23 protein-coding genes are annotated in these 24404 nt (G+C 54.9%); 11 read left to right on the top strand and 12 right to left on the bottom strand.

What is annotated here, in order from left to right:
• Positions 1–284: 284 nt before the first annotated feature.
• From CAP48_RS08045 to CAP48_RS08035, 3 genes are all read right to left on the bottom strand, one after another.
• Positions 285–491: a CsbD family protein gene (locus tag CAP48_RS08045; protein ID WP_100695467.1), complete on the bottom strand. Its 207-nt coding sequence runs from the start codon at positions 489–491 to the stop codon at positions 285–287.
• A gap of 138 nt (positions 492–629) precedes the next feature.
• Positions 630–1211, bottom strand: a complete 582-nt coding sequence (locus tag CAP48_RS08040; RefSeq protein ID WP_100695466.1) for a diguanylate cyclase — start codon at positions 1209–1211, stop codon at positions 630–632.
• Positions 1212–1434: 223 nt separating this feature from the next.
• Positions 1435–1689 carry a hypothetical protein gene (locus CAP48_RS08035; RefSeq protein WP_100695465.1) on the bottom strand — a complete coding sequence of 85 codons (255 nt, stop codon included), beginning with the start codon at positions 1687–1689 and terminating at the stop codon, positions 1435–1437.
• A 347-nt stretch (positions 1690–2036) separates the two neighbouring features.
• On the opposite strand from CAP48_RS08035, the gene CAP48_RS08030 reads away from it, so the two are divergent.
• Complete coding sequence (locus tag CAP48_RS08030) at positions 2037–2252, top strand: hypothetical protein (protein ID WP_100695464.1); 216 nt, start codon at positions 2037–2039, stop codon at positions 2250–2252.
• A 265-nt stretch (positions 2253–2517) separates the two neighbouring features.
• The gene (locus tag CAP48_RS08025) at positions 2518–3324 is read left to right on the top strand and encodes an aspartate dehydrogenase (RefSeq protein ID WP_100695463.1); all 807 of its coding nucleotides are present in this window, start codon (positions 2518–2520) and stop codon (positions 3322–3324) included.
• A 191-nt stretch (positions 3325–3515) separates the two neighbouring features.
• Here the strand turns inward: CAP48_RS08025 and CAP48_RS08015 are convergent, their stop codons facing one another.
• From CAP48_RS08015 to CAP48_RS08000, 4 genes are all read right to left on the bottom strand, one after another.
• Positions 3516–4526 carry a tripartite tricarboxylate transporter substrate binding protein gene (locus tag CAP48_RS08015; RefSeq protein ID WP_100695461.1) on the bottom strand — a complete coding sequence of 337 codons (1011 nt, stop codon included), beginning with the start codon at positions 4524–4526 and terminating at the stop codon, positions 3516–3518.
• 117 nt (positions 4527–4643) lie between these two features.
• The gene (locus CAP48_RS08010) at positions 4644–6215 is read right to left on the bottom strand and encodes an acyl-CoA carboxylase subunit beta (protein ID WP_242444363.1); all 1572 of its coding nucleotides are present in this window, start codon (positions 6213–6215) and stop codon (positions 4644–4646) included.
• Positions 6216–6285: 70 nt separating this feature from the next.
• The gene (locus CAP48_RS08005) at positions 6286–7533 is read right to left on the bottom strand and encodes a CaiB/BaiF CoA-transferase family protein (RefSeq protein WP_100695460.1); all 1248 of its coding nucleotides are present in this window, start codon (positions 7531–7533) and stop codon (positions 6286–6288) included.
• A 42-nt stretch (positions 7534–7575) separates the two neighbouring features.
• A complete protein-coding gene (locus tag CAP48_RS08000; RefSeq protein ID WP_100695459.1) occupies positions 7576–7788 on the bottom strand; it encodes an acetyl-CoA carboxylase biotin carboxyl carrier protein subunit in 213 nt (70 codons plus the stop codon).
• A gap of 122 nt (positions 7789–7910) precedes the next feature.
• Here CAP48_RS08000 and CAP48_RS07995 point away from each other — a divergent pair, with 122 nt between their 5' ends.
• On the top strand, positions 7911–9290 hold the full coding sequence (locus CAP48_RS07995) for an acetyl/propionyl/methylcrotonyl-CoA carboxylase subunit alpha (protein ID WP_100695458.1): 1380 nt from the start codon (positions 7911–7913) through the stop codon (positions 9288–9290).
• 139 nt (positions 9291–9429) lie between these two features.
• On the opposite strand, the gene CAP48_RS07990 is transcribed toward CAP48_RS07995, so the two are convergent.
• Positions 9430–10197 (bottom strand): GntR family transcriptional regulator, encoded by a 768-nt coding sequence (locus CAP48_RS07990; protein ID WP_242444361.1) that lies wholly within the window; start codon positions 10195–10197, stop codon positions 9430–9432.
• A gap of 348 nt (positions 10198–10545) precedes the next feature.
• On the opposite strand from CAP48_RS07990, the gene CAP48_RS07985 reads away from it, so the two are divergent.
• Positions 10546–11700, top strand: coding sequence for an MFS transporter (locus CAP48_RS07985; RefSeq protein ID WP_100695456.1), 1155 nt, complete (start codon positions 10546–10548; stop codon positions 11698–11700).
• A gap of 65 nt (positions 11701–11765) precedes the next feature.
• On the opposite strand, the gene boxA is transcribed toward CAP48_RS07985, so the two are convergent.
• From boxA to CAP48_RS07965, 4 genes are all read right to left on the bottom strand, one after another.
• On the bottom strand, positions 11766–13016 hold the full coding sequence (boxA, locus tag CAP48_RS07980) for a benzoyl-CoA 2,3-epoxidase subunit BoxA (RefSeq protein WP_100695455.1): 1251 nt from the start codon (positions 13014–13016) through the stop codon (positions 11766–11768).
• 60 nt (positions 13017–13076) lie between these two features.
• Positions 13077–14504 carry a benzoyl-CoA 2,3-epoxidase subunit BoxB gene (boxB, locus tag CAP48_RS07975; RefSeq protein WP_100695454.1) on the bottom strand — a complete coding sequence of 476 codons (1428 nt, stop codon included), beginning with the start codon at positions 14502–14504 and terminating at the stop codon, positions 13077–13079.
• A gap of 79 nt (positions 14505–14583) precedes the next feature.
• A complete protein-coding gene (gene boxC / locus CAP48_RS07970) occupies positions 14584–16239 on the bottom strand; it encodes a 2,3-epoxybenzoyl-CoA dihydrolase (RefSeq protein ID WP_100695453.1) in 1656 nt (551 codons plus the stop codon).
• 123 nt (positions 16240–16362) lie between these two features.
• Positions 16363–17277, bottom strand: a complete 915-nt coding sequence (locus CAP48_RS07965; RefSeq protein ID WP_100695452.1) for a helix-turn-helix transcriptional regulator — start codon at positions 17275–17277, stop codon at positions 16363–16365.
• A gap of 145 nt (positions 17278–17422) precedes the next feature.
• On the opposite strand from CAP48_RS07965, the gene CAP48_RS07960 reads away from it, so the two are divergent.
• The 7 genes from CAP48_RS07960 (at position 17423) to CAP48_RS07930 (ending at position 24385) form a co-directional block, all read left to right on the top strand.
• Positions 17423–17911: a DUF4863 family protein gene (locus CAP48_RS07960; RefSeq protein WP_100695451.1), complete on the top strand. Its 489-nt coding sequence runs from the start codon at positions 17423–17425 to the stop codon at positions 17909–17911.
• A gap of 153 nt (positions 17912–18064) precedes the next feature.
• Positions 18065–19651 carry a benzoate-CoA ligase family protein gene (locus CAP48_RS07955; protein ID WP_100695450.1) on the top strand — a complete coding sequence of 529 codons (1587 nt, stop codon included), beginning with the start codon at positions 18065–18067 and terminating at the stop codon, positions 19649–19651.
• A 137-nt stretch (positions 19652–19788) separates the two neighbouring features.
• Entirely contained in the window at positions 19789–20958 is a 1170-nt protein-coding gene (locus CAP48_RS07950) for an ABC transporter substrate-binding protein (protein WP_100695449.1), read from the top strand.
• A 58-nt stretch (positions 20959–21016) separates the two neighbouring features.
• Positions 21017–21886 (top strand): branched-chain amino acid ABC transporter permease, encoded by an 870-nt coding sequence (locus tag CAP48_RS07945; RefSeq protein WP_100695448.1) that lies wholly within the window; start codon positions 21017–21019, stop codon positions 21884–21886.
• A 2-nt stretch (positions 21887–21888) separates the two neighbouring features.
• Positions 21889–22881: a branched-chain amino acid ABC transporter permease gene (locus CAP48_RS07940; protein ID WP_100695447.1), complete on the top strand. Its 993-nt coding sequence runs from the start codon at positions 21889–21891 to the stop codon at positions 22879–22881.
• Complete coding sequence (locus CAP48_RS07935; RefSeq protein WP_100695446.1) at positions 22878–23660, top strand: ABC transporter ATP-binding protein; 783 nt, start codon at positions 22878–22880, stop codon at positions 23658–23660. Before CAP48_RS07940 ends, CAP48_RS07935 begins: the two co-directional genes overlap by 4 nt.
• Entirely contained in the window at positions 23657–24385 is a 729-nt protein-coding gene (locus CAP48_RS07930; RefSeq protein WP_100695445.1) for an ABC transporter ATP-binding protein, read from the top strand. The genes CAP48_RS07935 and CAP48_RS07930 overlap by 4 nt, the downstream gene beginning before the upstream one ends.
• Positions 24386–24404 lie beyond the last annotated feature (19 nt).

Raw genomic sequence — 24404 nt, 5'->3', positions numbered from 1 at the left:
CGCCGCTGCGCCTAGCTGTCTTTGTCGATTGCCGTTTTCAGCGTTTTTGCCATTTCCAGATGCGACTGCAACGCGGGCGGCTTGTCCTTGGCAAAAGACTTTACATCTACGTCCTGGGCAGTCCCGCCGCATTCTTAAATCGTTCACGGTGCTTTCATGCGCCGCCGCAACCATGCGGCTTACATCGCTTTTGTCAAATCCGTCATTGAGCAGCCCAATTGCCTTGCGCTCGGTTTGCTGCGCCATTCAAAAGAATCGCGGCAATGAAGTTTGACGCTGGACGACTACGGGTGGTTGTGGCGGCTCCAGAAGTCATCAACCTCGCGCTGCGCGACCTCCTGACTGATACCGTAGGTTTCCTGCAGCAACCCGCACATCTTCTGCGCATCGCCATTGACCTGCGCAATGTCGCTATCGGTCAGATTGCCCCATGTCTGCTTGATACTGCCTTTGAGCTGCGCCCACTTTCCCTGAGCGATGTCCTTATTCATCCGGGCCCCCTGTCAGGTTTGATTCCAGGAATTCACAATTCATCCTATGAGTGAAAAGTTTGCTCAATTTTCGTGATCGGCGCGGCATATCGGCAAGCTGCCCGTACCTGCATGACGTTAAGGGCCCGTTGTCTGCAGTTATGGACGGCAAGCATTTGCGTCGTTACGTGTTCTTACACGCCTGGCCCGCACACCACGATACAGTTCTTCAGCAAACGGGATGATGGCCAGCAGCAAGGCTGCAACCATCAGGGCCATTAAGTAGGCCAACGGCAGCGGCTCGGCTTTCCATGCGAGAGTAAATCGTGACGGATCCGGACCGAACCCGAATAACGCTTTGAACTGATCCCAGTGCAAGGCGCTCAGGCAAATGATGGCAATCAGCGGAAGCATTTCAAGAAAGCTGTGGATATGCTGTTCGATTGGAGTCACGCTACGCTCTGCGACCGCGTAGCGAACATCCCATAACGCCGTGGCTTCGTGGACAAAAAACATGACGATCATAAAGGCCAGCACACCGGCATTGATTTCCAGAAACAGCGCGGCCAGCAGCGCCACCCCGACTTCTGCAAACTGAAGCAAATGAAGGACCGATTCCTTCGGTCCCGACGTGGTTTCGATATGACTGGCGCGATGGCAGAGCCAATCGGCAAATCCGGCAAGGAGCCAAAGCGGTACCACGAAATACATAAGGATCAGGACTAGCGGATCATCCACCACAGCATTCTCCTTTTTGATTTTCCCTGCCCGCCGGCCGGACGCGGTGCAATGTATATCAGGTAGCCTCTTGGTCGTGCGACTTGAAGCGTGCCTCGGCAGCATCCTGCAGTCTTCCTTTTATTGGTATTTTATGCGCCTGGTGATGGCAAATTACGTCAGCAGGAACCAGGGCCTGTGCTGTGATTGGCACCCTTGCCACTGGGCCCCTTCCCTTGGCACAACCTTATTTTTTATATAGATGACGGCCCAGGCACACGCCGATCAGCCCTGCCACAAGCAACGCGCATCCCGGGCTTTTTCTGGTGCAATCTTCAATTGAATCGACTAACGAACCAACCGTGTCGCTCGCATTTCCCGCAGCCTGGCATGCCCTGCGCTTGATTTCTTCTTTCGGGTTGTCAATAAATTGCTCTGTGGCTGCCTGCGCTTTATCTGCCGCTGCAGCTGCCTTGTCTTGAATCGTTTCCTCGTTGCTCATAGCGTCACCTCATAAAAGGGAATTTAGAAGCCTGTACCAGAATGGCTGTTAACTGAGGCCTCACTACTATCTTTAGCACAGTTCCCTCTGTGATACGACCGACATTAACGAACTTTTACGCAATTTTGCCCACGGTTGCGCCAGCGTATGGCACCCCCATGTTGCACATCTCTATGCCCGCAAATTCGAACGCGTTGCTGATTTTGCAGCCGAGGCTGACTATGGCATGATAGAGGCAGACAATGGGGATGTCGTCATTTCGGCAATCGGCGCCAGCCATGCCTTGCCTTGCGCAGAATGAATGACTGTAGTCCGTCTCTTCAAAATACAGCTACCAGGAGATCGCTATGAGTTTGGTGCAATCGGTAAATCTTTTTTATGCAAACGATCAGGATATCGCCTCGGTACAATTTCTTTACAGCAATGGCGATAAAAGACAACTGAATAATCTTGAGGCCATTAAGTTTATGGAACTTGTGGAGACCGAAAGCAAACGAACGGATATTGATTTTACCGACCCTGACGGCGTGCGCCAGTATGTCGCCAATACTTACTTCCATTGACGCGCTCCCAGGCAATGCCCACTAGCGCTTCAATTTCTATTTCCTGCGACAACACCGTTCTGATTCACCGACGACGTAATTCGAATGCAATTCTCACAAATGGCATCGCAGACTTGCGCCGGGCCAACGCGCTGCAGCATCAGCTCACTCTCGCACATATTACGGATACGATCACAAACGGTTTGTCCGGTGGCCCGCTCTCTCCTAGAATGGATACCACCCGGCGCGACACCGGGTTAAATTTTGCAGAATAGGAACACAAAAAATGGAAGATTTACGTATCGGGATTGCGGGTTTTGGCGCGATCGGGCGCGCAGTTGCGAGCCAACTGGCAGATGGCGTTGAGGGAATGCAGCTTGCTGTCGTGGGTGTCCGGGACCCGGGCAAGCCACCGCAATTTTCCTGGAAAAACGGCTCCTCCCCCCGCTTTGCGTTGCTGGATGACATGGAGCCGTACTGCGATCTTGTGATTGAGTGCGCACCAGCAGCCTTATTGCCTCGCATCGCCACCCCGTTTCTGATGAAAGGAAAAATAGTCGTCAGTCTGAGCAGTGGCGCGTTGCTGAATAATCCTCAATTGGTGGATCTGGCCAAAAGCCGAGGCGGCCAGATTCTGATTCCATCGGGTGCCATTGCAGGCCTGGACGCCATTCTTGCCGCCGCAGAAGGCAAGATCGAGTCAGTCAAGTTGACTTCGCGCAAGCCGCCACGCGGATTTGCCGGTGCGCCTTTTCTCGAACAGAATAACATCGATGTCATGAATCTGAAGGAGGCGACGATGCTTTTTTCCGGTACCGCCCGGCAAGCTGCGGTCGGCTTTCCTGCCAATCTAAATGTGGCCGCCAGTGTTGCGCTGGCCGCAGTCGGACCCGACCGGACATTGCTGGAAGTGTGGGCTGACCCTTTTCTGGAGCGCAATACACACCGCGTTGAAGTGGTGTCTGACGCCGCTTTGCTCTGCGTAGAGATCCAGAGCATCCCGTCCGACAATCCCCGGACCGGACGAATCACCGCTCAAAGCGTGGTTGCCCTGCTGCGCAAGCTGCGTGCGCCTCTTAGCGTCGGCACCTGACCGCGCTTTTCGCCTGCCGTGAATCGGCGGGCAACTCATCGTCACCGGCACCATGTTTGAGACGGATGTGAATGACCAAGCAAAGCACCTTTTTGTCCGTCAAGGGTCGATTTGAATCATAACCGCAGTTGGCCTCCGAATGGGACTGCCGCCTGCGGCTGAGGCCGACGACAGGCAGCACCACGGCCGGGTTATTTTTTGACAAGGCCCAGGTCATTCAACACAGTCTCGATCTGCTTGTATTCACGTGCCCGGTATTCCCTTGTTTGCTCGGGATCCAGATAGTGCTCGCGCCAATGGTTCTTGGCCAGGAACTCCTTCCACTGGCTGGTGGCGGCAATGGTTGCCAGCATATCGACCCAGACATCAACTTGCTCCTTCGGCATATCCCTTGGACCCAGAACACCCTGCGCAGAGCTGGGCACCACGTCGATGCCCTCTTCTATCCAGGTCGGAACATTTTCAAACGGTGCGCTGAGGCGCTCGGGAGCGCCAATAGCCAGGACTCGAATCGCACCGCTTTTTATCAGCCCAATCAAATTGGGCGTAGTGGCCGCAACCACATCAAGATGCCCGCCCTGCAGCGCAGTCATGGACTCTGATGACGATTTATAAGGCACCACAGTCATTTTGCTGATATCGACACCAGCCGTTTTCAAAGGGCTTGCTATCCCCACATGAATGTGATTGCCAATAGAAGTTGCCACGCCAACATTCAGTGTATCTGGAGAGGCTTTGAATTTTGCAATCAGATCGTGAATATTCTTATACGGTGAATCCGCTTTGACCGCAACAGCAACATACTCGTCAAAAAGCGTCGCGATTTCCGTATAGTCGCTCAGCTTGTGATTAATTTTTCCAAGAATTTCCTGGTTCATGAGTGAGCTGACAGAAGTCATCACATAATTGCCGTTGCCCTTATGCTTATCCAAGGCATTGAGTGCGATGGCCATGTTACCCCCTGGATTGTTCACAACAACCAGGTTTGGATACAGATTTTCCTTCTGCAGCAAATGAGTGATCATCCGGGCGGCCGTATCAAGTGCACCACCCGGACCTGCCGGAACAATAAACTCGCCTTTTTCCGGCTTCCATTTGCCGGCGTCTGGTTCTTTTGCATAGGTGGTGCCAGCGACTACGAATGCACAAAGCATGCCGATACCCGCATTGCCGAGCCGCAGGGCCCGAATATTTAGTCTCATACCAATCTCCTCAGATGGTGAATTGAGCGAATTTACGGTCGCCTCTTTTATAGAAATATCGAATTTGTTATGTTGCGCAGTAACTACTTAAACCAAAACAGCATTAGCCAATCAGCATTAAATCGCACTACCCGTTCTGCCGCGTCTTGCGTGAAGCGCCTGCCAGGCTTGATCCACCCAGTCACAAAGCATGGAACGTGTCTCGCGCGGGTCGATAATGTCCAGAATGCCGAATGCCTCGGCGGTACGGAACGGTGACCCCAGATGATGGTACTGCGCTTCGAGCTGCTCTCTTGTCGCCACCGGATCATCTGCGGTATCAATCTCGCGACGATGCGCTGCGTAGACACCGCCTTCAATGGGAATCGATCCCCATCGGGCAAATGGCCAGGCCACGCGATGGTTGAGGGCCGGGAAATGCTTGGGTGCGTGCATGCCGCCCGCCATGCCGAAACAGCGGCGCATGATCACACTGAACCATGGAATCGTCGCTTTTTCTATAGTTTCCAGCACCCTGACGGCGGCCAGCAGCGTTCCCTGCAACTCCGCCTCGGGGCCGGTTGCGTTTCCCGGCTGATCGACAAAATTAATAACGGGCAAGCCGAAGGTGTCGCAAAGCTTTACATGCCTCTCGGTTTTATAAGCTGCGGCGACTGTCATGGCGCCACCGGCGATCTTGGGGTCGTTACACAGAATGCCCACCGGATAGCCATCAATGCGCGCCAAAGCCGTAATGACTGAACCGCCCTGCCACCGGCCGATTTCAAAGATAGAATCATGATCACAGATTGCGGCCAGAATCTTGCGCGGGTCAAAAATCTTACGTCTGTCTTTTGGAATAGCATCAGCCAGCCAGTCTTCTGCCCGGTCGCGTGGATCGTCCGATACGATACGTTTGCCTTGTTGGTCACTGCTCGGCGGCAAATAGCTCAAAAAGCGTTTCACCTGAGCAAACGCGTCGGCTTCGTCGACCGCTTCGTTGTGGACAAGTGCACTGCGGCGGTGAACCTTGTAGCCGCCAAGATCGTTCTTGTCGATGTCAATGCCATAAGCTTGCTTTACCACAGGAGGGCCTGCTGCAAATACCTGAGCCTGGTCCCGAACCATGACGGAAAAGTGGGATAACAATACCTTCATGGCACCCAGTCCGGCGCACGACCCCAGCGCAATGCCTACTACAGGAACGTGGTCAAGCAGCCTGATTGCTGGCCATGTCGGATAGCCTGGGATTTTTGTGCCATGCATCTGAGCAAGTAATTTGACGCTGCCGCCAGCACTGTCAACCATTCTGATCAGCGGCACGCTCAAGGTCATTGCCAGTCGTTCTGCATATATCCACTTGTCGGAAATCGTAGATTCGGAAGATCCAGCGCGTAAGGTATAGTCATCACCAGAGACGACCACAGTTCTGTTCTCTATTTTGCCCGTACCGATGATTGCGTTGACAGGCGACATATCAAGGAATTGGCCGTTATCGTCATAGCGCCCCTTGCCTGCTATCCTTCCCATTTCACGAAAGCTATCGCTATCGAGCAACGCGTCAATGCGTTCGCGCGCGTTGAGCCTTCCGCGCTCTCTATGCTTGCGCAAGGCCTCTTCACCACCCATGGCCCGGGCCATTTCCCGACGCTTGTACAATTCTTCGTATTCGTCTTTCCACTGCTGCCCATGATATTCAAATGTTTGCATAATCGTTTCTATGTTAGGTACTCATAATTATCGGGAACCGGCCTTGCGCATTTTTGGCGGCATGTATGGCTCAATTGCTGGCCGCAATCACACCATCGCGCAGCATGCTTTCTATCGTTTCTTCATCCATGCCAAGCTCGTCGCGCAAAACGCTTACTGTGTCTGCGCCCAAGTCGGGGCCTGTAAAGCGAATCGTGCCCGGCGTGGCTGACAAACGCGGCACAATGCCCACCTGCGCCACAGACTCCAGTTGCGGATGCGGCACGTTGGCGATCATATTGCGTGCCTGATAATGGGGATCATCAAAAATGTCAGCTATCGTATAGACTCTGGATACCGGCACTTCCACCTCGACAATCATTTGCTCCAATTCCACGGCATCGTATTGGCTAGTCCAGGCGCTGATGATCGAATCCAGATCTGTCATATTGGGCTTTTCCCCTCGTGCACGGATCGAGCAAAAGCGTTTATCCTGCAGCAATTCGAGCCGCCCCATGAGCTTGAGCAGGCGTTCGAAGGTGGCATTGCTATTGGCGGCGATGAGCAAATAATTGTTGTCCCGTGTCGGATACAAGCTATTGGGTGCCATGGAAGGCAGGTTCGGGCCCACCCGCATCGGAACTTTATTGAGTTTCTGGTATGCAGGAACCAGCGGCTCCAATTGTGTGAAAGCAGTCTCATACAATGCCACATCCACCACCTGACCCTGTCCGCTTCGGTCGCGGCTGCGCAGTGCGCCCATGGCGCCGAAGGCGGCGTATACCGAGGTCAGATAGTCGGTGGTAGCCAATGCCACGCGTGCCGGCGGCCTGTCTGGATCCCCCGTCATATGCCGCACGCCCCCCACCGCCTCGCAGATCGCACCGTAACCGGGCCGTTGGGCGTACGGGCCATCTTGACCATATCCACTGATGCGCACGAAGATGATACCGGGATGTCGCGCTGATACCTGCTCGTAGCCAAGCCCCAGTCTTTCCAGTACACCCGGTCGATTATTCTCCAGCACAATATCGGCTCCGGCGATCAGCGCCAGCGCCAGCTTGCGCCCCTGCTCGGACTTCAAGTCGATCACGACTGAACGCTTGTTTCGCAGGATGCTAGCCGCGTACAAGGAGATATCTCCCACATGACTGCCCATCTGACGTACCGGATCGCCCTGTGGCGGTTCTATCTTAATAACGTCCGCGCCAAAATCAGCCAGCAAGCGCCCACAGGCGGGTCCAGCGATCGTACTGCAGATCTCGATCACTTTAATTCCTGCTAAAGCCGGTGTCTCTGCGGAACTCGTGTTTCTCCGACTGCTCGAAGGTGAATTCAATGTATTCTCCTGTTGCAAAAATGCCTGGCGGATACCGCTAACTCAGGCGGCGTCAATCCGCGCAACAATCATGCCCTCTTCCACGGCGGCACCGTCCTGGGTCAACAACACGGCCCGGCCGCTGGCCGGCGCATCTATTGGAATCTCCATTTTCATGGATTCCACAATTACAAGTGTTTGGCCTTCTTCGACCATATCTCCCTCCTTGACCACGATCTTCCACACTGTGCCCGTCACTTCCGACAGAACTTCCATAATGTTGCCCCAAAATAATTAACAAACAGATTGTTAACAATAATATAATATACAAACGGAAATTACACAATACATTATTGCTCAATGGCACTCACTGCTAGAGCACAACAGGAGAACCGATAATGTTCAAAAAGATACTGGTGGGTAACCGGGGGGCGGTGGCAGCAAGAATTATTCGTGCTGCACAGGACATGGACATAGAATGCGTCGTGGTTTATTCGGAAGCCGACGCCGACTTGCCTTATGTTCGCCAGGCCAAAGAGAAAATTTGTATCGGGGGCCCAGCCCCAATCGACAGTTACCTGAATATAGACAAAATGCTGAGTGCTGCCCAGTCATGCCGGGTAGATGCAATTCATCCCGGCTATGGATTTCTATCGGAAAACGCCGAATTCGCCAGACGGGTAGAGCGCGCCGGATTGGTCTTCATCGGCCCTTCCGCGCAATGGATAGAATCCATGGGGCATAAAACCCGGGCCCGGGAACTGATGGCGCACCACGGGATGCCAATGTGTCCCAGCAGTGGTCTCCTGCATGGCCCATCCGAACAGCAATGTCGCCAAGCCGCTGACGTGGGTTTCCCACTGCTTATCAAGCCTGCTGCCGGTGGCGGTGGTATTGGGATGGTTGCGGTGCATGAGCCGGCAGCATTGCCGGGTGCAATCGAACATGCCAGTCGCCTGGCGCAACGGAGTTTTGGTAACGCGCAATTGTATGTAGAACGTCTCTTTACCCAGCCGCGCCATATTGAGTTCCAAATTATGGCGGACAATTATGGCAATGCCATACATCTTCTTGAACGCGACTGTTCCATACAGCGCCGCCACCAAAAAGTGATCGAAGAAGCGGGTGCGCCTGCCGTTCAAAGAGGCACGATGATGTCCATGGCTGATACCGCTGCTCGTATCATGCAAACGGTGAAATATAACAATATCGGAACGGTGGAAACCTTATACGATGAACAGACCGGTTTCAGTTTTCTGGAAATGAACACCAGGCTACAGGTTGAACATGGCGTCACCGAAGCAGTCACTGGAATTGACATCGTGAAAAGCCAGATAGCGCTGGCCGCTGGAAAACGTCTGCAGGAAGTGATTCCCAGTTCTCCCGAGGCTGCCGACGGCCACGCCATCCAGGTGCGCATTTATGCAGAAGACCCATGGCGTTTCACCCCGTCTCCTGGATTGCTGACGATTTTCCGTCTGGGCCAAGGGCCCGGCATTCGCATTGAAACGGGCTATGAAGAAGGCAGCCGGGTGTCGCCATATTACGATCCGATGATTGCGAAAGTGATCGCGCATGGTGCCAGCCGACATCATGCCATTGAACTTTTGCGAAGCGCATTGTTGGGCACCGTGATCGAGGGGATAAGGACCAATATACCGTTTCTGCTGGCCGCGCTGGAAGACCCGGATTTTTGCCTTGGACGCGTCCATACACAACTGGCCCAGGATATCGTCAGACAGGCTGCTCCAGACCGAAAACGTCCGGCAGCTGCCTGATTCACGACTCACTAAATAAGGCGGAGTCTCTCGATTCTAAGATTTCGAGTCTTGAATTTCTGAGTCTTATGTCTCTGCGCCTCGATGTCTTTATCCATGACTCTTGAGGCGCGCTTTTTGCGGTACGTTTGTTGGCGCTTCACACGGTGAATGTGTCCTTGGGAGCCCGCACCGGTGTCAGCGCTTCTCCACTTTGAAGAGCCGCCAATGTGGCGTCCCAGGACTCTTGGATCCGCTGCTGGCAAATCTGGGCAGCCAGGTCGGCATCCCCAGCCTTGCAAGCCTGAAGTGACCGCTGCCAGTGTTCAATAGATCGCACTCTTCTTTCACGAGAGCGAAATTGCAGTTTTGAATAACGCAGCGTCTGCAACGACAACGAGGTGACGATCTGGCTTAATCGGGAGTTGCTTGCATAGCGTGCCGACAGCAGAGAAAGGCGATACGTGGTTTCGGCGTAAAGGCTGCCATCGGCGGGCGTATCAATACATGATGCAAGCTTTTGAATTCCATACTCAAGCAACTTGAACAGTTCAGGATTTTGCGCAACTGCATTCTTTCTTGCCGCCAGGGACAACAGGCTGCTGCGTACTTCAAATATTTCAGCCAATTCGTCAGAGTTCAACTCAGACACGCTTGCCCCTCGCCTTGGGTTGACAACTACCAGGCCTTCGCGTTCCAAAATTCTCAATGCCTCGCGCACTGGTCCCCGGCTGACTTCATAACGCTCGGCCAGCTCTTGCTCGGGAATATGTGCGCCGTTGGCCATTGAGCCACTGATGATCTGGTCACCCAACTGGGCGGCGATCTGCTCAGGCAACGATAAGGTGAGCTGTTTGCGTTCCGCAAAAAGCCGAAATTTGACCGCGCTTTCAAAGTTGTCGAGCGCGTCTTGATCGGTGGTTTTCAAAATATCATCCTGTTCGCTGGCAATGTGTATGAAGACTGGGCGTCCGGCAGAAAACGTTGACGAACGCTTCGGCCTATTATAACGCCGTTGTTATATCTCATATAGTTAACAATATTATTGTCAGTATTAGTCAACAATGTCATGCGCGTTGCGCCGCTTAGTAGGTCCGGCGTTCCGGCTTTCAACGTTGAATTGCTGCATCCGACTACACAGCACCGAATGAGGATAGTAGAGTGATTCCCATAGTAATACAGCCCGTGAAAATGGCGTACGTATATGAGAGAGATTGGGCTCGTGGGCGTATTAAAATCGTTTGACGCCTCTCTGGCAGCGCAGTAGCATTCCGGCATGACCATTCCCTCTGCCCAGTATCCCATTGATCGGCATTCGCGGCATGCCGCGCTCGCCATGGCGCTTGCCCTGCCCACCGATGTCGTCCTGTATTTGTTGCTCCCTATGTATTCGGAACACTTTGGTGTAACACTGGTTGAGGCAGGCGTATTACTTGCCGCCAATCGCCTTATTCGTATTGCCGGGTATGGTTTTGTCGCACGCTTTTATGCCCGGCATGGCGATCGCCTTGTCTGCACGCTTGCTGTGATTGCGGCCAGTGTGTGTGCAATCGGCTATGCCACGCTGACGGGGCTGTGGGCGTTGCTGCCACTGCGACTGCTTTGGGGACTGGCCTTCGCGGCCCTGAATCTATCGACACAGGCACTGGCAACAGCCGAAGCGACAGGCGCTTCACGCCGATCAGGAAGATCCCGCGCCTTTATCGCGCTGGGACCGGCCATCGCATTGCCTCTGGCCGCACTACTTGCCTATGGCTTGTGGCCCCGAGCAATTTTCTGGTTACTGGCCGCCACGGCCATGATGGGCGTCGTCGTCACCCGTCGTCTTCCGTCCCGTACATATTCCATGCCGCCAAAGCGGCGGGGCCTGAGCCTGCCCAACAGCCTGGATATGTGGTCTTTTCTGGAGGGCTTCACGTTGGACGGGCTATTCATTATCGGCCTGTCCTATCTTGGCAGCGATCTTCTTCCCGGGAACGCGGTCATGACCGCCGGCCTATTGCTGTCGCTGCGCTATGTCGGTGAGATTGTTCTGAGTCCACTGGGTGGCAAGCTTGCTGAACGATTCGGCGCCGAAAAACTCTTGCTCATACTATCGCTGATGACATGTGTATGTCTGATCGGATTCGGCGCAGGCTGGCTATGGAGCTGTGCCACGGCGATTGTTGTTCTTCGTGCTCTGCAACTGCCGCTGCTGGCGCCCATCGTGGCCCGACGAACGCCAGGGCCGCAGCGGGTTCACGCACTTGCGGCGCGTTCTGTTTGGCGTGATATCGGTGCCGGAACAGGCCCGCTTGCCGCCGGGTTGCTGCTGCCGTTGCTGTCTGCTTTCTGGATATATACCGTACCAGCGGTGTTGCTGGTGTGGGCTGCTGCCTGTGTCACCCGTCCATCCCTCAACGCAAGCCAGAAAATAGAGTCAAGGCGGTGAAAAGACGGCGGAACACAAACGGTAAGACTTGACGACCTTCTTTCCCTTCAGGGAGGCAATTTCTATCAATACGTCTCCAGATGCAGGCGACCTTTCTGCCTGAGCGTGGCATGCAAGTCAGGCCATTGCATGCCGCCGGACGCAGCCGCTTCCTGCAACACTTCAAGCACGCCAGACTCCATACCCTTGAGGCCACAAACGTAAATATACGTGTCCTCGTCCTTCAGTAGCGCAAGCAGATCGGGCAGGCGTTCCCGCATCACGTCCTGCACATATTTTTTGGGCTGGCCCGGCGTACGCGAAAAGGCAAAATTAATATCGATAAAGTCTTTGGGCAATTTATTGAGCGGTCCGAAATACGGCAGCTCTTGCTCACAACGGGCGCCGAAAAACAGCATAAGCTTGCCGCGTTCGTCGCCCTGACCGTCTCCGCGCTTGCGCCGGCGCCTCTCGGTCATCGCGCGCATAGGCGCGCTGCCGGTGCCCGTGCAGATCATAATGATATTTGCACCCGGATGATTCGGCATCAGGAATGTATGACCGAAAGGGCCGATAACCTGTACTTTGTCGCCTTTCTTCAAATCACAAACGTAATTAGAACAGACTCCCCTGACCGGATTACCGTCATAGTCCTGTACCACGCGTTTCACTGTAATGGAAACGTTGTTGTAGCGCGGGCGTTCGCCGTCTCGCGGACTGGCAAGCGAGTATTGACGTGCATGGTGCAGCCGGTTGGCGGCATCGGCGCCAGGTGGAATAATGCCGATAGACTGTCCTTCCAGTACCGGAAATGGCGCATCGCCAAAGTCGAGCACGACGTGGCGAATGTCGCTGTCGGATGATTCGTCAGTCAGGCGATAGTTGCCCGAGACCGTCGCGGTAATCACATTGCGTGTGCCATATAAATTGGTATAGCTGTGCGACGCCGACCAGGGAGGGACCTGCGATCCAGACACATAGTTGCTGCCCTGTATGGTCAGCTCTGGCTCGCCCGCAACATCGACACCGGCTATGCGCTCCTCTGCCGGGTCCGGAGGCGTCAGCGGCGCCGGCAATTGCTCCCAGCTGTATTGCTCTTCCAGCGAATACATTTTGTCTGCAAATACCGGCTGCCAGTTATCGATTGCGCCCGTCGGGCAGGGTGCCACGCAGGCCATGCAATGGTTGCAGATATCCGATCTGACAACATAATTGGTGCCGTCATGCGTTATCGCGTCAATCGGACAGGTTTCTTCGCATGTATTGCAGCGTATGCAAATTTCCGGATCGATCAGGTGCTGTTTTTTTATTGACTGCGCTTGTTCGCTCATCGCCATAACAGTCTCCGTCCTACGTCTGTTTCCCTATTACAGGGTGCCCGCATCGGGCACCCGTATTCAGTCGAATCGTACGTACTCAAAATCAACCGGTTGGCGATTGATGCCCATGACAGGCGGTGCGATCCAGTTGGCAAATTTGCCCGGCTCAACCACACGCCCCATCAGCGAAGCCACAAAGGCACGATCCTCGCCTGTCGGCAACCACTCGCTCTCGCGCTTGATCCATTCTGCCTCGGACATCATTGTGCCATCGGGAGAGACAAACACCCCCGACAGGGTGCCGATGCTGCGGTTAAATGCTTTATGCGGTGTCTTCAGGCGAAACGGGATACCGGCTTTTTCAATGACTTTGTTCCAGCGGTTCACGCCACCGACCGAGTCCTTGATATAGTCGTCGCGCAATACTTCGTTCAGCGCATTGAGCATTGGCACGGAACGCTCGGCCAGGCGCCCGTCCTGCACCGCCAGTACGTTGTAGGTACGGTCGTACAACTTGTGGTCGTCGTCGCGCTTGGTCTCTTCGTAGCGCCCTTTCAATCCGGTGTTGTAGAACGTGGCAGCATTACTGGACTCATCGGCGCCGAACAAATCAATAGTGACGCTAAAGTGAAAGTTCAGATAGCGCTGAATGGTCTCCAGGTCAATCACGCCGGCTTGGCGAAGCCGCCCGGCGTCGTCGGTTTTTAATTGATTCATCACCTCGCAGGTTCGCTGGATGACCCGGGATACGCCCGATTCACCGACAAACATATGATGCGCCTCTTCGGTCAGCATAAATTTCGTGGTCCGGGCCAGCGGGTCAAAGCCTGACTCGGCCAGGGCACACAACTGAAATTTACCGTCGCGATCGGTAAAGTAGGTAAACATAAAGAACGACAGCCAGTCTGGGGTTTTCTCATTAAACGCCGCCAGGATACGCGGATTGTCTTGGTCGCCACTATTTCGTTCGAGCAGTGCTTCTGCTTCCTCACGCCCATCACGACCGAAATGCTTGTGCAGCAAATAGACCATGGCCCACAAATGACGGCCCTCCTCTACGTTGACCTGGAACAGATTGCGCAGGTCGTACATGGATGGCGCGGTCAACCCCAAATAGCGTTGCTGTTCTACCGACGCCGGCTCCGTGTCTCCCTGGGTCACAATGATGCGGCGCAGGTTGGCGCGATGCTCGCCCGGCACATCCTGCCAGGCTTTTTCACCCTTGTGTTCGCCAAAATTGACCTGTCGATCTGCAATGCGCGGATTCAGGAAGATTCCCCAGCGATAGTCCGGCATTTTCACATAGCCGAATGATGCCCAGCCTTGTGGATCCACGCTGGTCGCGGTCCGCAAATAGACGTCAAATTCCTGGGAACCTTCGGGGCCCATCTCGTTCCACCATTTGCGGTAATTGGGCTGCCAGTGCTCCAGGGCACGCTGCAGTGTTCTGTCTTCGGACAAATTCACGTTATTGGGAATTTTATCGCTGTAATTGATGCTTGACATAGTGATCTCCAGTGTCTTGGAGCTGGCGTTACAAGGATTTACCAGACCCCTTTTTGGACGGCGTTTTCGCCCCCGGTGGTCAGACCCGATTGCGGTCGAAATTCGGTTTCTCGCCTTTGCCATAAAGCTTGAGTGCGCCCTTGTCGCCGACGGCATTGGGTCGGATAAAGATCCAGTTTTGCCAGGCTGTCAGCCTGCCGAAAACCCGGGTCCACATGTTTTCAGGGCCGTTAAAGCGCAAATTGGCTTCCATGCCGGTCAATGCATCCGGCGACATGGATACCCGTTCCTCAATGGCAAGCCGCACTTCATCATCCCAATCGATATCGTCCAGCGCATAGGTAACCAACCCGGCCTGTTCGGCCTGATCGCCGTCCAACCCTTTGCCGGCCAGGGCCTTGATAGCCTCCAGACTGGCTGAATCATCATAAAAACGGCGCGCCAGACGCGACTGGCGAGTTACCATGGGCAAAAAGCCGAAATTAATGAGTCCCACCGTAAGATTAGGGGTACGTTCTTCATCGTCGGGCAATGTCAGCATATAAACACGATCGCAGGCAAGCGCTGGCTCCAGCAACGATCCGGCAAAGCAGGAGCCTTCATCGACCAGCGCAAACAGAGAGCGCGATGAGACATCCAGTCGCGCGAACGTGCGTCGCAGCAAACCGAGGGTTTCGCGAACGAACCAGTGATCTTTATTATTCAGTACAATATCGTCGCTTTGCAAAACCGCTTTGGCGCTGCCGACGGTCTTGATCAGCCACAGGCCAATGTCGAGCTCGTTGCTGCGCATGCACAGGATCGCATCATCCAGTTCGCGTGCCAGTTGCAGCGGCCACCACGCCATGCCTGTCTGCACAATAGCGTCGATGCTGGCAGGCAAGTCTCCGTCCGGGCCACGCAAAGTGAATGTGGCGAACTGGCCCGCCCGATCAATATCGACACTGACATATTTATAATGCAGGCTGTCGGTCGTTTCATGTTTCTCAAGCGGTGTGAGCGCGATGCCCTGCACGTCGGAGGCAGAACCGGCGGGGCCCGCCAGTTCCTGCGCCCGTGCGTTGATCGTGTCCTGGAAACGAGCGGGCTTGACCACCTCGTCTACCAGCTTCCACTCCTTGGCCCGCTGACCACGCACCCCTTCGACCAGCGTACAGAAAATATCGGCATGATCATGCCGCACCTTGCGTTTATCGGTCACACGCGTGAGCCCGCCAGTGCCGGGAAGCACACCCAGCAGCGGCACCTCGGGCAAAGACACAGATGAGGAACGGTCGTCCACCAGATAGATCTCATCGCAGGCCAGCGCCAGCTCATAGCCGCCGCCGGCACAGGCGCCATTGACAGCGGCGATAAATTTTATCCCCGAGTGCTCGCTGGTATCTTCAATGCTGTTGCGCGTTTCATTAGTGAACTTACAGAAGTTGACTTTCCACGCATGGCTGGACTGGCCGAGCATGAAAATATTTGCACCAGAACAGAAGATGCGGTCCTTGCCGCTAGCTACCACAACGCTGCGCACTTGCGGGTGCTCAAAGCGGATCCGGTTCAGTGCATCGTGCAATTCGATGTCCACGCCCAAGTCATAGGAATTGAGTTTCAGTTTATAGCCAGGGCGAATGCCACTGTCTTCATCAATATCGATGGTCAGACGTGCAACATTGCCCTCTGCGCTCAGCGAGATGTGCTTATATTGCGACGGATGAGTCTGGTAATTGACTTTCAGCTCGCTCATGGCTGGCCTCCAATAGAGTCATGCAATTCAATGCATTTTGTTTGTCATTGAAGGAACTATATTGCATGACTCTAAAGGCGGTCAAGCCTTTGGGCTCAGTATTTACCCTAGGCGCGTGCGCAGTCACGGGACGATTTGTGCTTCCCGACGTGCAGCCTGTACCTTTGCCAATAAGACATCAAATGTCTCGTTAAGCGGCTGCAGGCTGGTATCAAGATGGACATCCGCCTTGCTGTAGAACGCTACCCGGCCTTCCAGAATCAGTTTCAGGTCGTGCATGGCTTCCTTGCTGCCTGACATGGGCCGAAAGTCACCCTGTGCGACCACACGATCCATATGCTCACGCGGCGTGGCCTGCAGCCAGACGGTCAGACAATGCTCCAGCAGGTTGTTATAAGTCGCCGCCTCAGAAACCAGCCCGCCCGGCGTGGCGATTACCACTTCAGGATAAAGCTGAATGGTTTCTTCCAGCGCCCGGCGTTCATAGCGTCGGTACGCAACGGGTCCATACAGCGAATGAATTTCATTAATACTGCAACCGGTGGTCTGCTCGATTTCGTGCGACAACTCAATGAACGGATACCCCAGTCGATCGGCAAGCATGCGACCCAGCGTAGACTTTCCGGCGCCGCGCAGACCGATAAGGGCAATGCGCGATAGGCGCGAACCGGGCGTCTTCTCAGCGCCGAACAGCTCAACCAGCCGCTGACGCACCTTGTGCAGATCCTTCTCGCTGCGATTTTCCAGCAATTCGCGGATCATCAGCCATTCGGGGGACGATGTGGTGACATCGCCAATGAGTTCGGCCAGCGGACAAGAGAGTGCCAGGGCCACCTGATGCAGCACAAGTATGGTTGCGTTTCCTGTGCCAAGCTCCAGATTGGCCATATGGCGCTCGGAAATGCCTGCCAGGCTTGCCAGCTTCTTGCGCGTGATCCCTTTGCGCGCACGCAGCGAACGGATTCGTTCACCCAGCGCCCGCAGCAGCGGCGTCTTGTCTTGCATCGGATCGGTTTCAAATAAATTTTCCAGCGTCATAGCGTGCCATTTCGTTATTCGGAAAGCTAGTGTTTTCCCTAAACTTTGAGCAAAAATCTTGACTGATTTTAACTGCATGCCTATCTTATCATCTACATGCAAAATAATGCACGAAAAAAAATCAAGTGTTAAGGAGACTTTCAGCATGCGCGAGCATTTCGATACGCTAATTCAGACAGTGACGCGCCAAATCGCAGGACGCCCGCTCGATGATGCGCTTCAGGCATGGCTCAATGCCGGCTACGGCGCACACAGCGTCTGGTTCCGCGAAATTTCCGAGGCCTGTATCCAGGCCGTTGAGGATGGCTGGATGTGCCAGCACGAGGCGGCCGGACTCAGATACGGCCGAGTTACCAAGCCTTCCGACGCCAGTAACGGGTTTTCCGTAGACGTGGTCAGCATGCAGGACATGCGCGGTCCCCATCATCGTCATCCCAACGGTGAGATCGACCTGATCATGCCGCTCACTGAAGGCGCACAGTTCGATGGCAGCAATGCGGGCTGGAAAGTCTATGGTCCGCAATCCGCGCACTACCCCACAGTGACCAACGGCGCAGCCCATGTGCTGTATCTGTTACCGCAAGGGAAAATCGAATTCACCACGCAGCATTCAACGTGTAGCAATAAACAATGAATCAGTCTGTGCACGGTGTCGGCTTTCGGGCCGTGGACAGTATCGGCGTACCCACAGTTTGATGTAACCGGCCATCCCAGTTATCGCAGCGAGGCAATGTCGGCAACGGAAGCAAACTGGCGCACAGTGGCCAGGCATTTAGCGGAGTTAACCATGCACACCCCCGAACACAGCACTCAGTTCAATATCGCCGACTATCTGATACAGTCAAACCAGAACCGCCTGCAGCGGCTGGCGTACATTGATAGCCACGGCACCCTCGCCTACGGTGAACTTTTTGATAAAGCGCGACGACTGACGGCGCTATTGAAAAACCGCGGGATACGCCGCGAAGAGCGTGTACTGCTGCTGATGAACGATTGCACAGACTGGCCAGTAGCGTTTCTGGGCGCCATTTATGCCGGCATCGTGCCGGTGGCGATCAATACATTGCTGACACCGCAAGACTATAAATACATTATTGAAGACAGCCGCTGCCAGGCCGCCCTGGTTTCAGCCAGTCTGCTGCGCGTACTGACCGAGGCCATGAGCCAATCCGAGCATGAAATCAAGCATATTGTCGTCTCGCGACCGCAGGGCGAGTTATCGCACGACCAGTTGTCCATGGACGAGGCACTAGCCGCCGCCACGCCCTGTCATCGGCCCTGTAGCACCCACGCCGATGAACCCGCATTCTGGTTGTACTCTTCCGGCTCTACCGGCAAGCCCAAAGGCACCGTACATAGCCACGCCAATCCATACTGGACGATTCGCCATTACGCCCGCGATTTGTTGCACCTGACAGAATCGGACCGCATTTTATCGGCGGCAAAACTGTTCTTTGCCTATGGACTGGGTAACGCGCTGACGTTCCCGCTCGGCGTAGGCGCCAGCGTGGTATTGATCGACGGTCGACCCACGCCCGATGCCGTGTTCGACGCGATGCGCAAACACCAGCCAACTGTTTTTTGTGGCGCGCCAACCGGCTACGCCGGCATGCTGGTCGCGCCCAATACGCCCACCCGCGAGGAAGTGTCGTTGCGCATGTGTTCCTCGGCCGGCGAGGCGCTACCCAGAGAACTGGGCGAGCGATTCACCGCGCATTTCGGCTGTCATATCATTGACGGCATAGGCTCAACGGAAATGCTGCATATTTTCCTGTCCAATACGCCCGATGACATTCGTTATGGCACCACAGGAAAACCCGTACCCGGCTATGAACTTGAGCTGCGCGACGAACAAGGTGCTATCGTCGCAAATGGAGAAATCGGCGATCTGTATATCAAGGGAAAAAGTGCCGCTCTTATGTATTGGAATAATAGGGAAAAGACCCAAGCCACCTTTCAGGGAGAGTGGACCAAAAGTGGAGACAAATATTCTTGCGATGCCGACGGTTATTACACCTATGCGGGTCGCAGTGACGACATGCTGAAGGTTAGCGGGCAATACGTGTCTCCGTTTGAAGTGGAGGCCACACTCATTGAGCATGAAGCCGTCCTGGAGGCGGCCGTCGTCGGCGTTGCCGACTCCCAGGGGTTGGTCAAAACACGTGCCTACGTCGTTCTCAAGGACGCCGCGCCAGCCGCGGATGATCAGTTGAAGGAGGCGCTCAAGGCCTTTGTCAAGTCGCGCCTGGCTCCTCACAAGTACCCGCGCAGCATTGAATTTCTGGACGAGCTGCCCAAAACGGCAACCGGGAAGATCCAGCGCTTTCGGCTGCGCGAAATGCATCAGCTCGAACCGGCGCAAGCCATTATATGAAACAGGCAGAGCGGGCTGTCGCCATTTTCCCGCGCGCGACCGTGCAGCACAGGACAGAACATCGCCCACATCACTCGTGGCACCACAAATAAGCAGTCATCATAAAAAAGTAGTTGTACATTCAGGAGACAAAGATAATGAATAATGTAAAAAAAGCCGCGGTCGCGACGTCGATCATACTGGCTGCTGGATTGAGCCAGTCCGCGCAGGCCGAGGTCAGGGTAGGTCTTATGCTGCCGGCCACGGGAACCTATGCGGCGCTTGGCAAGGCAATTGAAAACGGTTTCAAACTGTACGTTGAAGAACAGGGCGGCAAACTGGGCGACCAGCAGATACAGTACTTTGCCGTGGACGATGAGTCAGATCCGGCCAAGGCACCCGAGAACACCAATCGACTGGTACAGCGCGACAAGGTGGATGTGCTGGTCGGAACCGTCCATTCCGGCGTGGCCATGGGTATGGCAAAGATTGCCCGTGACAGCGGCGTGATATACATTATTCCCAACGCCGGTGCCGATATGCTGACGGGGCCGCTGTGCGCCAAGAATATCTTTCGCAGCTCATTTACCAATTGGCAGCCGGCCTATGGCATGGGCATTGTTGCGGCCGACAGGCAAAAGCACAAAACGGCCGTTACCATCAACTGGAAATATGCGGCTGGCACAGAAGCGGCCGATGGCTTTCGCGAAGGCTTCGAATCCAAGGGTGGCAAGGTGATCAAGGAACTCACACTGCCCTTTCCCAACGTGGAATTCCAGTCTTTGCTGACCGAGATCTCCTCTCTGAAACCGGATGCCGTCTTCGCGTTCTTTGCCGGTGGTGGCGCTGTGAAGTTCGTGAAGGATTACGACGCGTCGGGCCTGCGCAAAACCATTCCACTATACGGCCCGGGCTTTCTGACCGACGGCACGCTCCAGGCGCAGGGAGATGCCGCCAAGGGGATGCTGACCACACTGCACTATGCGGACGAACTTGATAATCCGAAAGACAAGGAGTTTCGTAAAAACTACAAGGCCAAATTCAATATGGAGCCGGACGTCTACGCCGTACAGGGCTATGATGCCGCCCAGTTGCTGGCAGCCGGCATGAATCACGCCAAAGGCGACATCAAGAATAAGGATGCCGTTATCGAGGGAATGGAACAGGCCACGGTTGATAGTCCGCGCGGACCATTTACCATGTCCAAAGCCCATAATCCCGTGCAGAATATTTATCTGCGTGAAGTCGTGGGTGACCATAACAAGACCTTGGGTGTCGCAGTCGCCAATCTGGAAGATCCGGCAAAAGGCTGCAAGCTGAGCAAGTAAACCGAAGGCGCGGATGTACGGGACCATCCGTGCGCCAGCGCCTTTCTTCGGATCACATATGGATATAACAACATTTCTGATTCAGTGTCTGAACAGTGTGCAGTACGGGCTGCTGCTGTTTCTCATCGCAAGCGGACTGACACTGATCTTTGGCATTATGGGTGTCATCAACCTGGCACACGGCAGCTTCTTCATGATCGGGGCCTATCTGCTCTACGCGCTGGGCATGTATATCGGTAATTTTGCGATCGCCCTGGTGCTGGGCATTGTTCTGGCGCTAGCCTTTGGCTACCTGCTTGAATGGGGATTTTTCAGTTTCCTGTATGAGCGCGAGCATTTGCTGCAGGTGCTAATGACCTACGGGCTGATTCTGGTCTTTGAAGCATTGCGCAGTATTTTGCTGGGCGATGATGTGCATGGCGTCAGTCCGCCAGACTGGCTGGCCGGCTCCATCGCACTGGGCAACGGCCTGAGTTACCCGGTCTATCGCCTGTTCATTTCGCTTGTCTGCCTGGTTATTGCAATTGGCATGTACTTGTTGATCAAGCATACCCGGCTAGGCATGAAAATCCGCGCAGGCGCTACCAATCGCGAAATGGTGCAGTCGCTGGGTGTCAACATCTCGGTACTGTATCGCACCGTCTTTGCCGCCGGTGTCGGTCTGGCGGTATTTGCTGGCATGCTGTCGGCGCCCGTCTCGTCGGTATATCCGGGCATGGGCGGCAACGAGCTGATTATTTGTTTCGTGGTCGTGGTCATCGGCGGCATCGGGTCGATCAAGGGTGCGCTGATCGCAGCCTTGCTGATCGGATTCGTCGACACCTTTGGCAAAGTGTTCTGGCCGGAAGGTGCAGGCGCGCTGGTGTATCTGCTTATGGTACTGGTGCTGCTGTTCAAGCCCCAGGGCCTGTTCAAACAGGGGACCTGAGCATGATTACAAAAAACAACCTGCTTTTCTGGCTGATCGGCCTGATTCTGCTGGCGGTGCTGCCGGTGCTGCCCGAACCTATTGGCACCAACTACCACGGCGATCTGGTGACAAAAATCATGATCCTGAGTATTTTTGCGCTAAGCCTGCAGTTACTCGTCGGGTTCACCGGCCTGGTCAGTCTTGGTCATGCGGCATTCATGGGTTTTGCCGCCTACATGGTCGCCACGTTCTCTCCGGAATCGGAAGCGGGCAATGGCTGGCTGCTGATGCTGATCTGTGTTGGCGGCGCCGGCCTGCTAGCGCTGCTGATCGGGATGCTGGTCATGCGCAGCTATGGCGTCTATTTCATTATGGTCACGCTGGCTTTCGGACAATTGGTGTACTTCGTGTTTCATGACATCAAGATATTCGGCGGCTCCGACGGCACTTATATTTATTTCAAACCCAAATTTTCCCTTTTTCAATGGCAACCATTCGATCTTGAAGCGGGCAATACCTTTTACTGGTTCACGCTGATACTGCTGATTATCACAGTTATCATTTTGCAGTTGATTCTGCGCTCCCGCCTGGGACATGCCTTTGTCGGCATCAAGCATAACCAGCTACGCATGCGTGCCGCGGGATTTGAGACCACCACCTACAAAATTGCCAGTTTTGTCATCAGCGGCATGTTTGCCGGCCTGGCCGGTTTCCTCTATGCCTGCCAGTACGGTTATGTCAACCCGGAACTACTGTCGTGGCATCAATCGGGCAATGTCCTGCTCATGATCATTCTTGGCGGCCTGGGCAGCCTGGGCGGCGCCATTATCGGCGCCTTCGCATTCGTGCTGCTTTCGGAATGGTTTACCGCCATCACAAAACATTGGCAATTATTATTGGGCGGGTTCATCATTTTTGTGGTGATGCTTATGCCCGACGGCCTGGCCGGCCTGCCCCGGCAAATCCGTCAATGGCGCGGCCGCAGTGCAAGCAAGAGGGAGACGATCCAATGACAATGCCATTGCTGGAAGCAAAAAATCTCACGCGCAAATTCGGCGCGCTGATCGCCGTGAACAACGTGTCGCTGCAACTGCGCCAACGGGAAATCCATGCGGTTATCGGCACCAACGGGGCCGGTAAATCCACATTGACCTACCTGCTGTCGGGAGAGCTGCCGCTGTCGGGCGGACAGGTACAGTTGCGCGGAAAAGACGTCAGCAACTGGTCCCAGCCCGCAAGGTCACAGGCCGGCCTGGGTCGCAGCTATCAAAGAAACAATATATTCCTGCCGCTAAGCGTGCGCGAAAACTGCCGGCTGGCCGCTCAGGCAAAGGTCCAGAAGCCCTGGCAGTTCTGGTCGGCCGCGCAACAATGCCGGCGCAGCCTGGAGGCGGCCAATTATGCCCTGGAGCAAGCGGGGCTGGGCAAACACGCGGCGACCACGGCAGCCAATCTTTCCCACGGCCAGAAAAGACAGCTTGAAGTGGCCATGTGCCTGGCCCAACAACCGGACGTGTTGCTGCTGGACGAACCGCTGGCTGGTATGGGTGCCGAAGAGTCCGACCGCATGCTGGGATTGCTGCATCAGCTGAAAAAAAACCTGGCGATCCTGTTGATCGAACACGACATGGACGCCGTTTTTGCCGTTGCCGACCGGTTGACAGTGATGGTTAACGGATCGGTACTGGCCAGCGGCCTGCCCGATGCCATTCGCAACAATGCCGCCGTGCAGACGGCTTATCTGGGCGAAGGCGACCATACAGCAGACAAACCGACGGACCTACTGATATGACAAATGCATCAATTACAGATGCCATTATCCTGGCACAGGATGTTCATGCATGGTACGGCTCCAGTCATGTACTGCATGGCATTGACTTCTACTTGCGATCCGGTGAAACGGTGGGCCTGCTGGGCCGCAACGGCATGGGAAAATCCACGCTGATACGTACCCTGCTGGGCCACGTCAAGCAGCGCAAGGGCCGCATTGAATTGCAGCAGCAGGATATGTCCCGCGCTCGTCCGTATATGGCGGCTCGGCTGGGAATTGCTTACGTGCCCGAAGGACGCGGCATATTTCCCAACCTGACGGTGCGCGAGAACCTGTTGATGTGCGCGCGCGCGGGCCGCCACGACAAACAGGACTGGACCTTCGATCGCATCCTGGAGACTTTTCCGCGGCTTGCAGAGCGCCTGGACAATATGGGTGACCAGCTCTCAGGGGGCGAACAACAAATGCTCTCGATCGGCCGGGCGCTCATGACCAATCCGGATGCCATCATTCTGGACGAAGCCACCGAAGGCCTGGCGCCACTGATCGTAGAAGAAATCTGGCGTGTGATCGGATTAATTCGCGCCAGCGGCCTGGCCACGATGGTCGTGGATCGCAATTACCGCAAGGTCATGGATCAGTCTGACCGACTGGTCGTACTGGAAAAAGGCAAGGTTGTCATCGACGCACAAGCCAGTCAATTGCGCGACGATCCTTCGCAGATTCACCGGTATTTGGGCGTCTGATCGCGTGCCCGGGAAAAGA

Source organism: Advenella sp. S44 (assembly GCF_002810445.1).
Lineage (GTDB): Bacteria > Pseudomonadota > Gammaproteobacteria > Burkholderiales > Burkholderiaceae_B > Advenella.
This window is presented reverse-complemented; position numbering and strand designations above follow the sequence as displayed.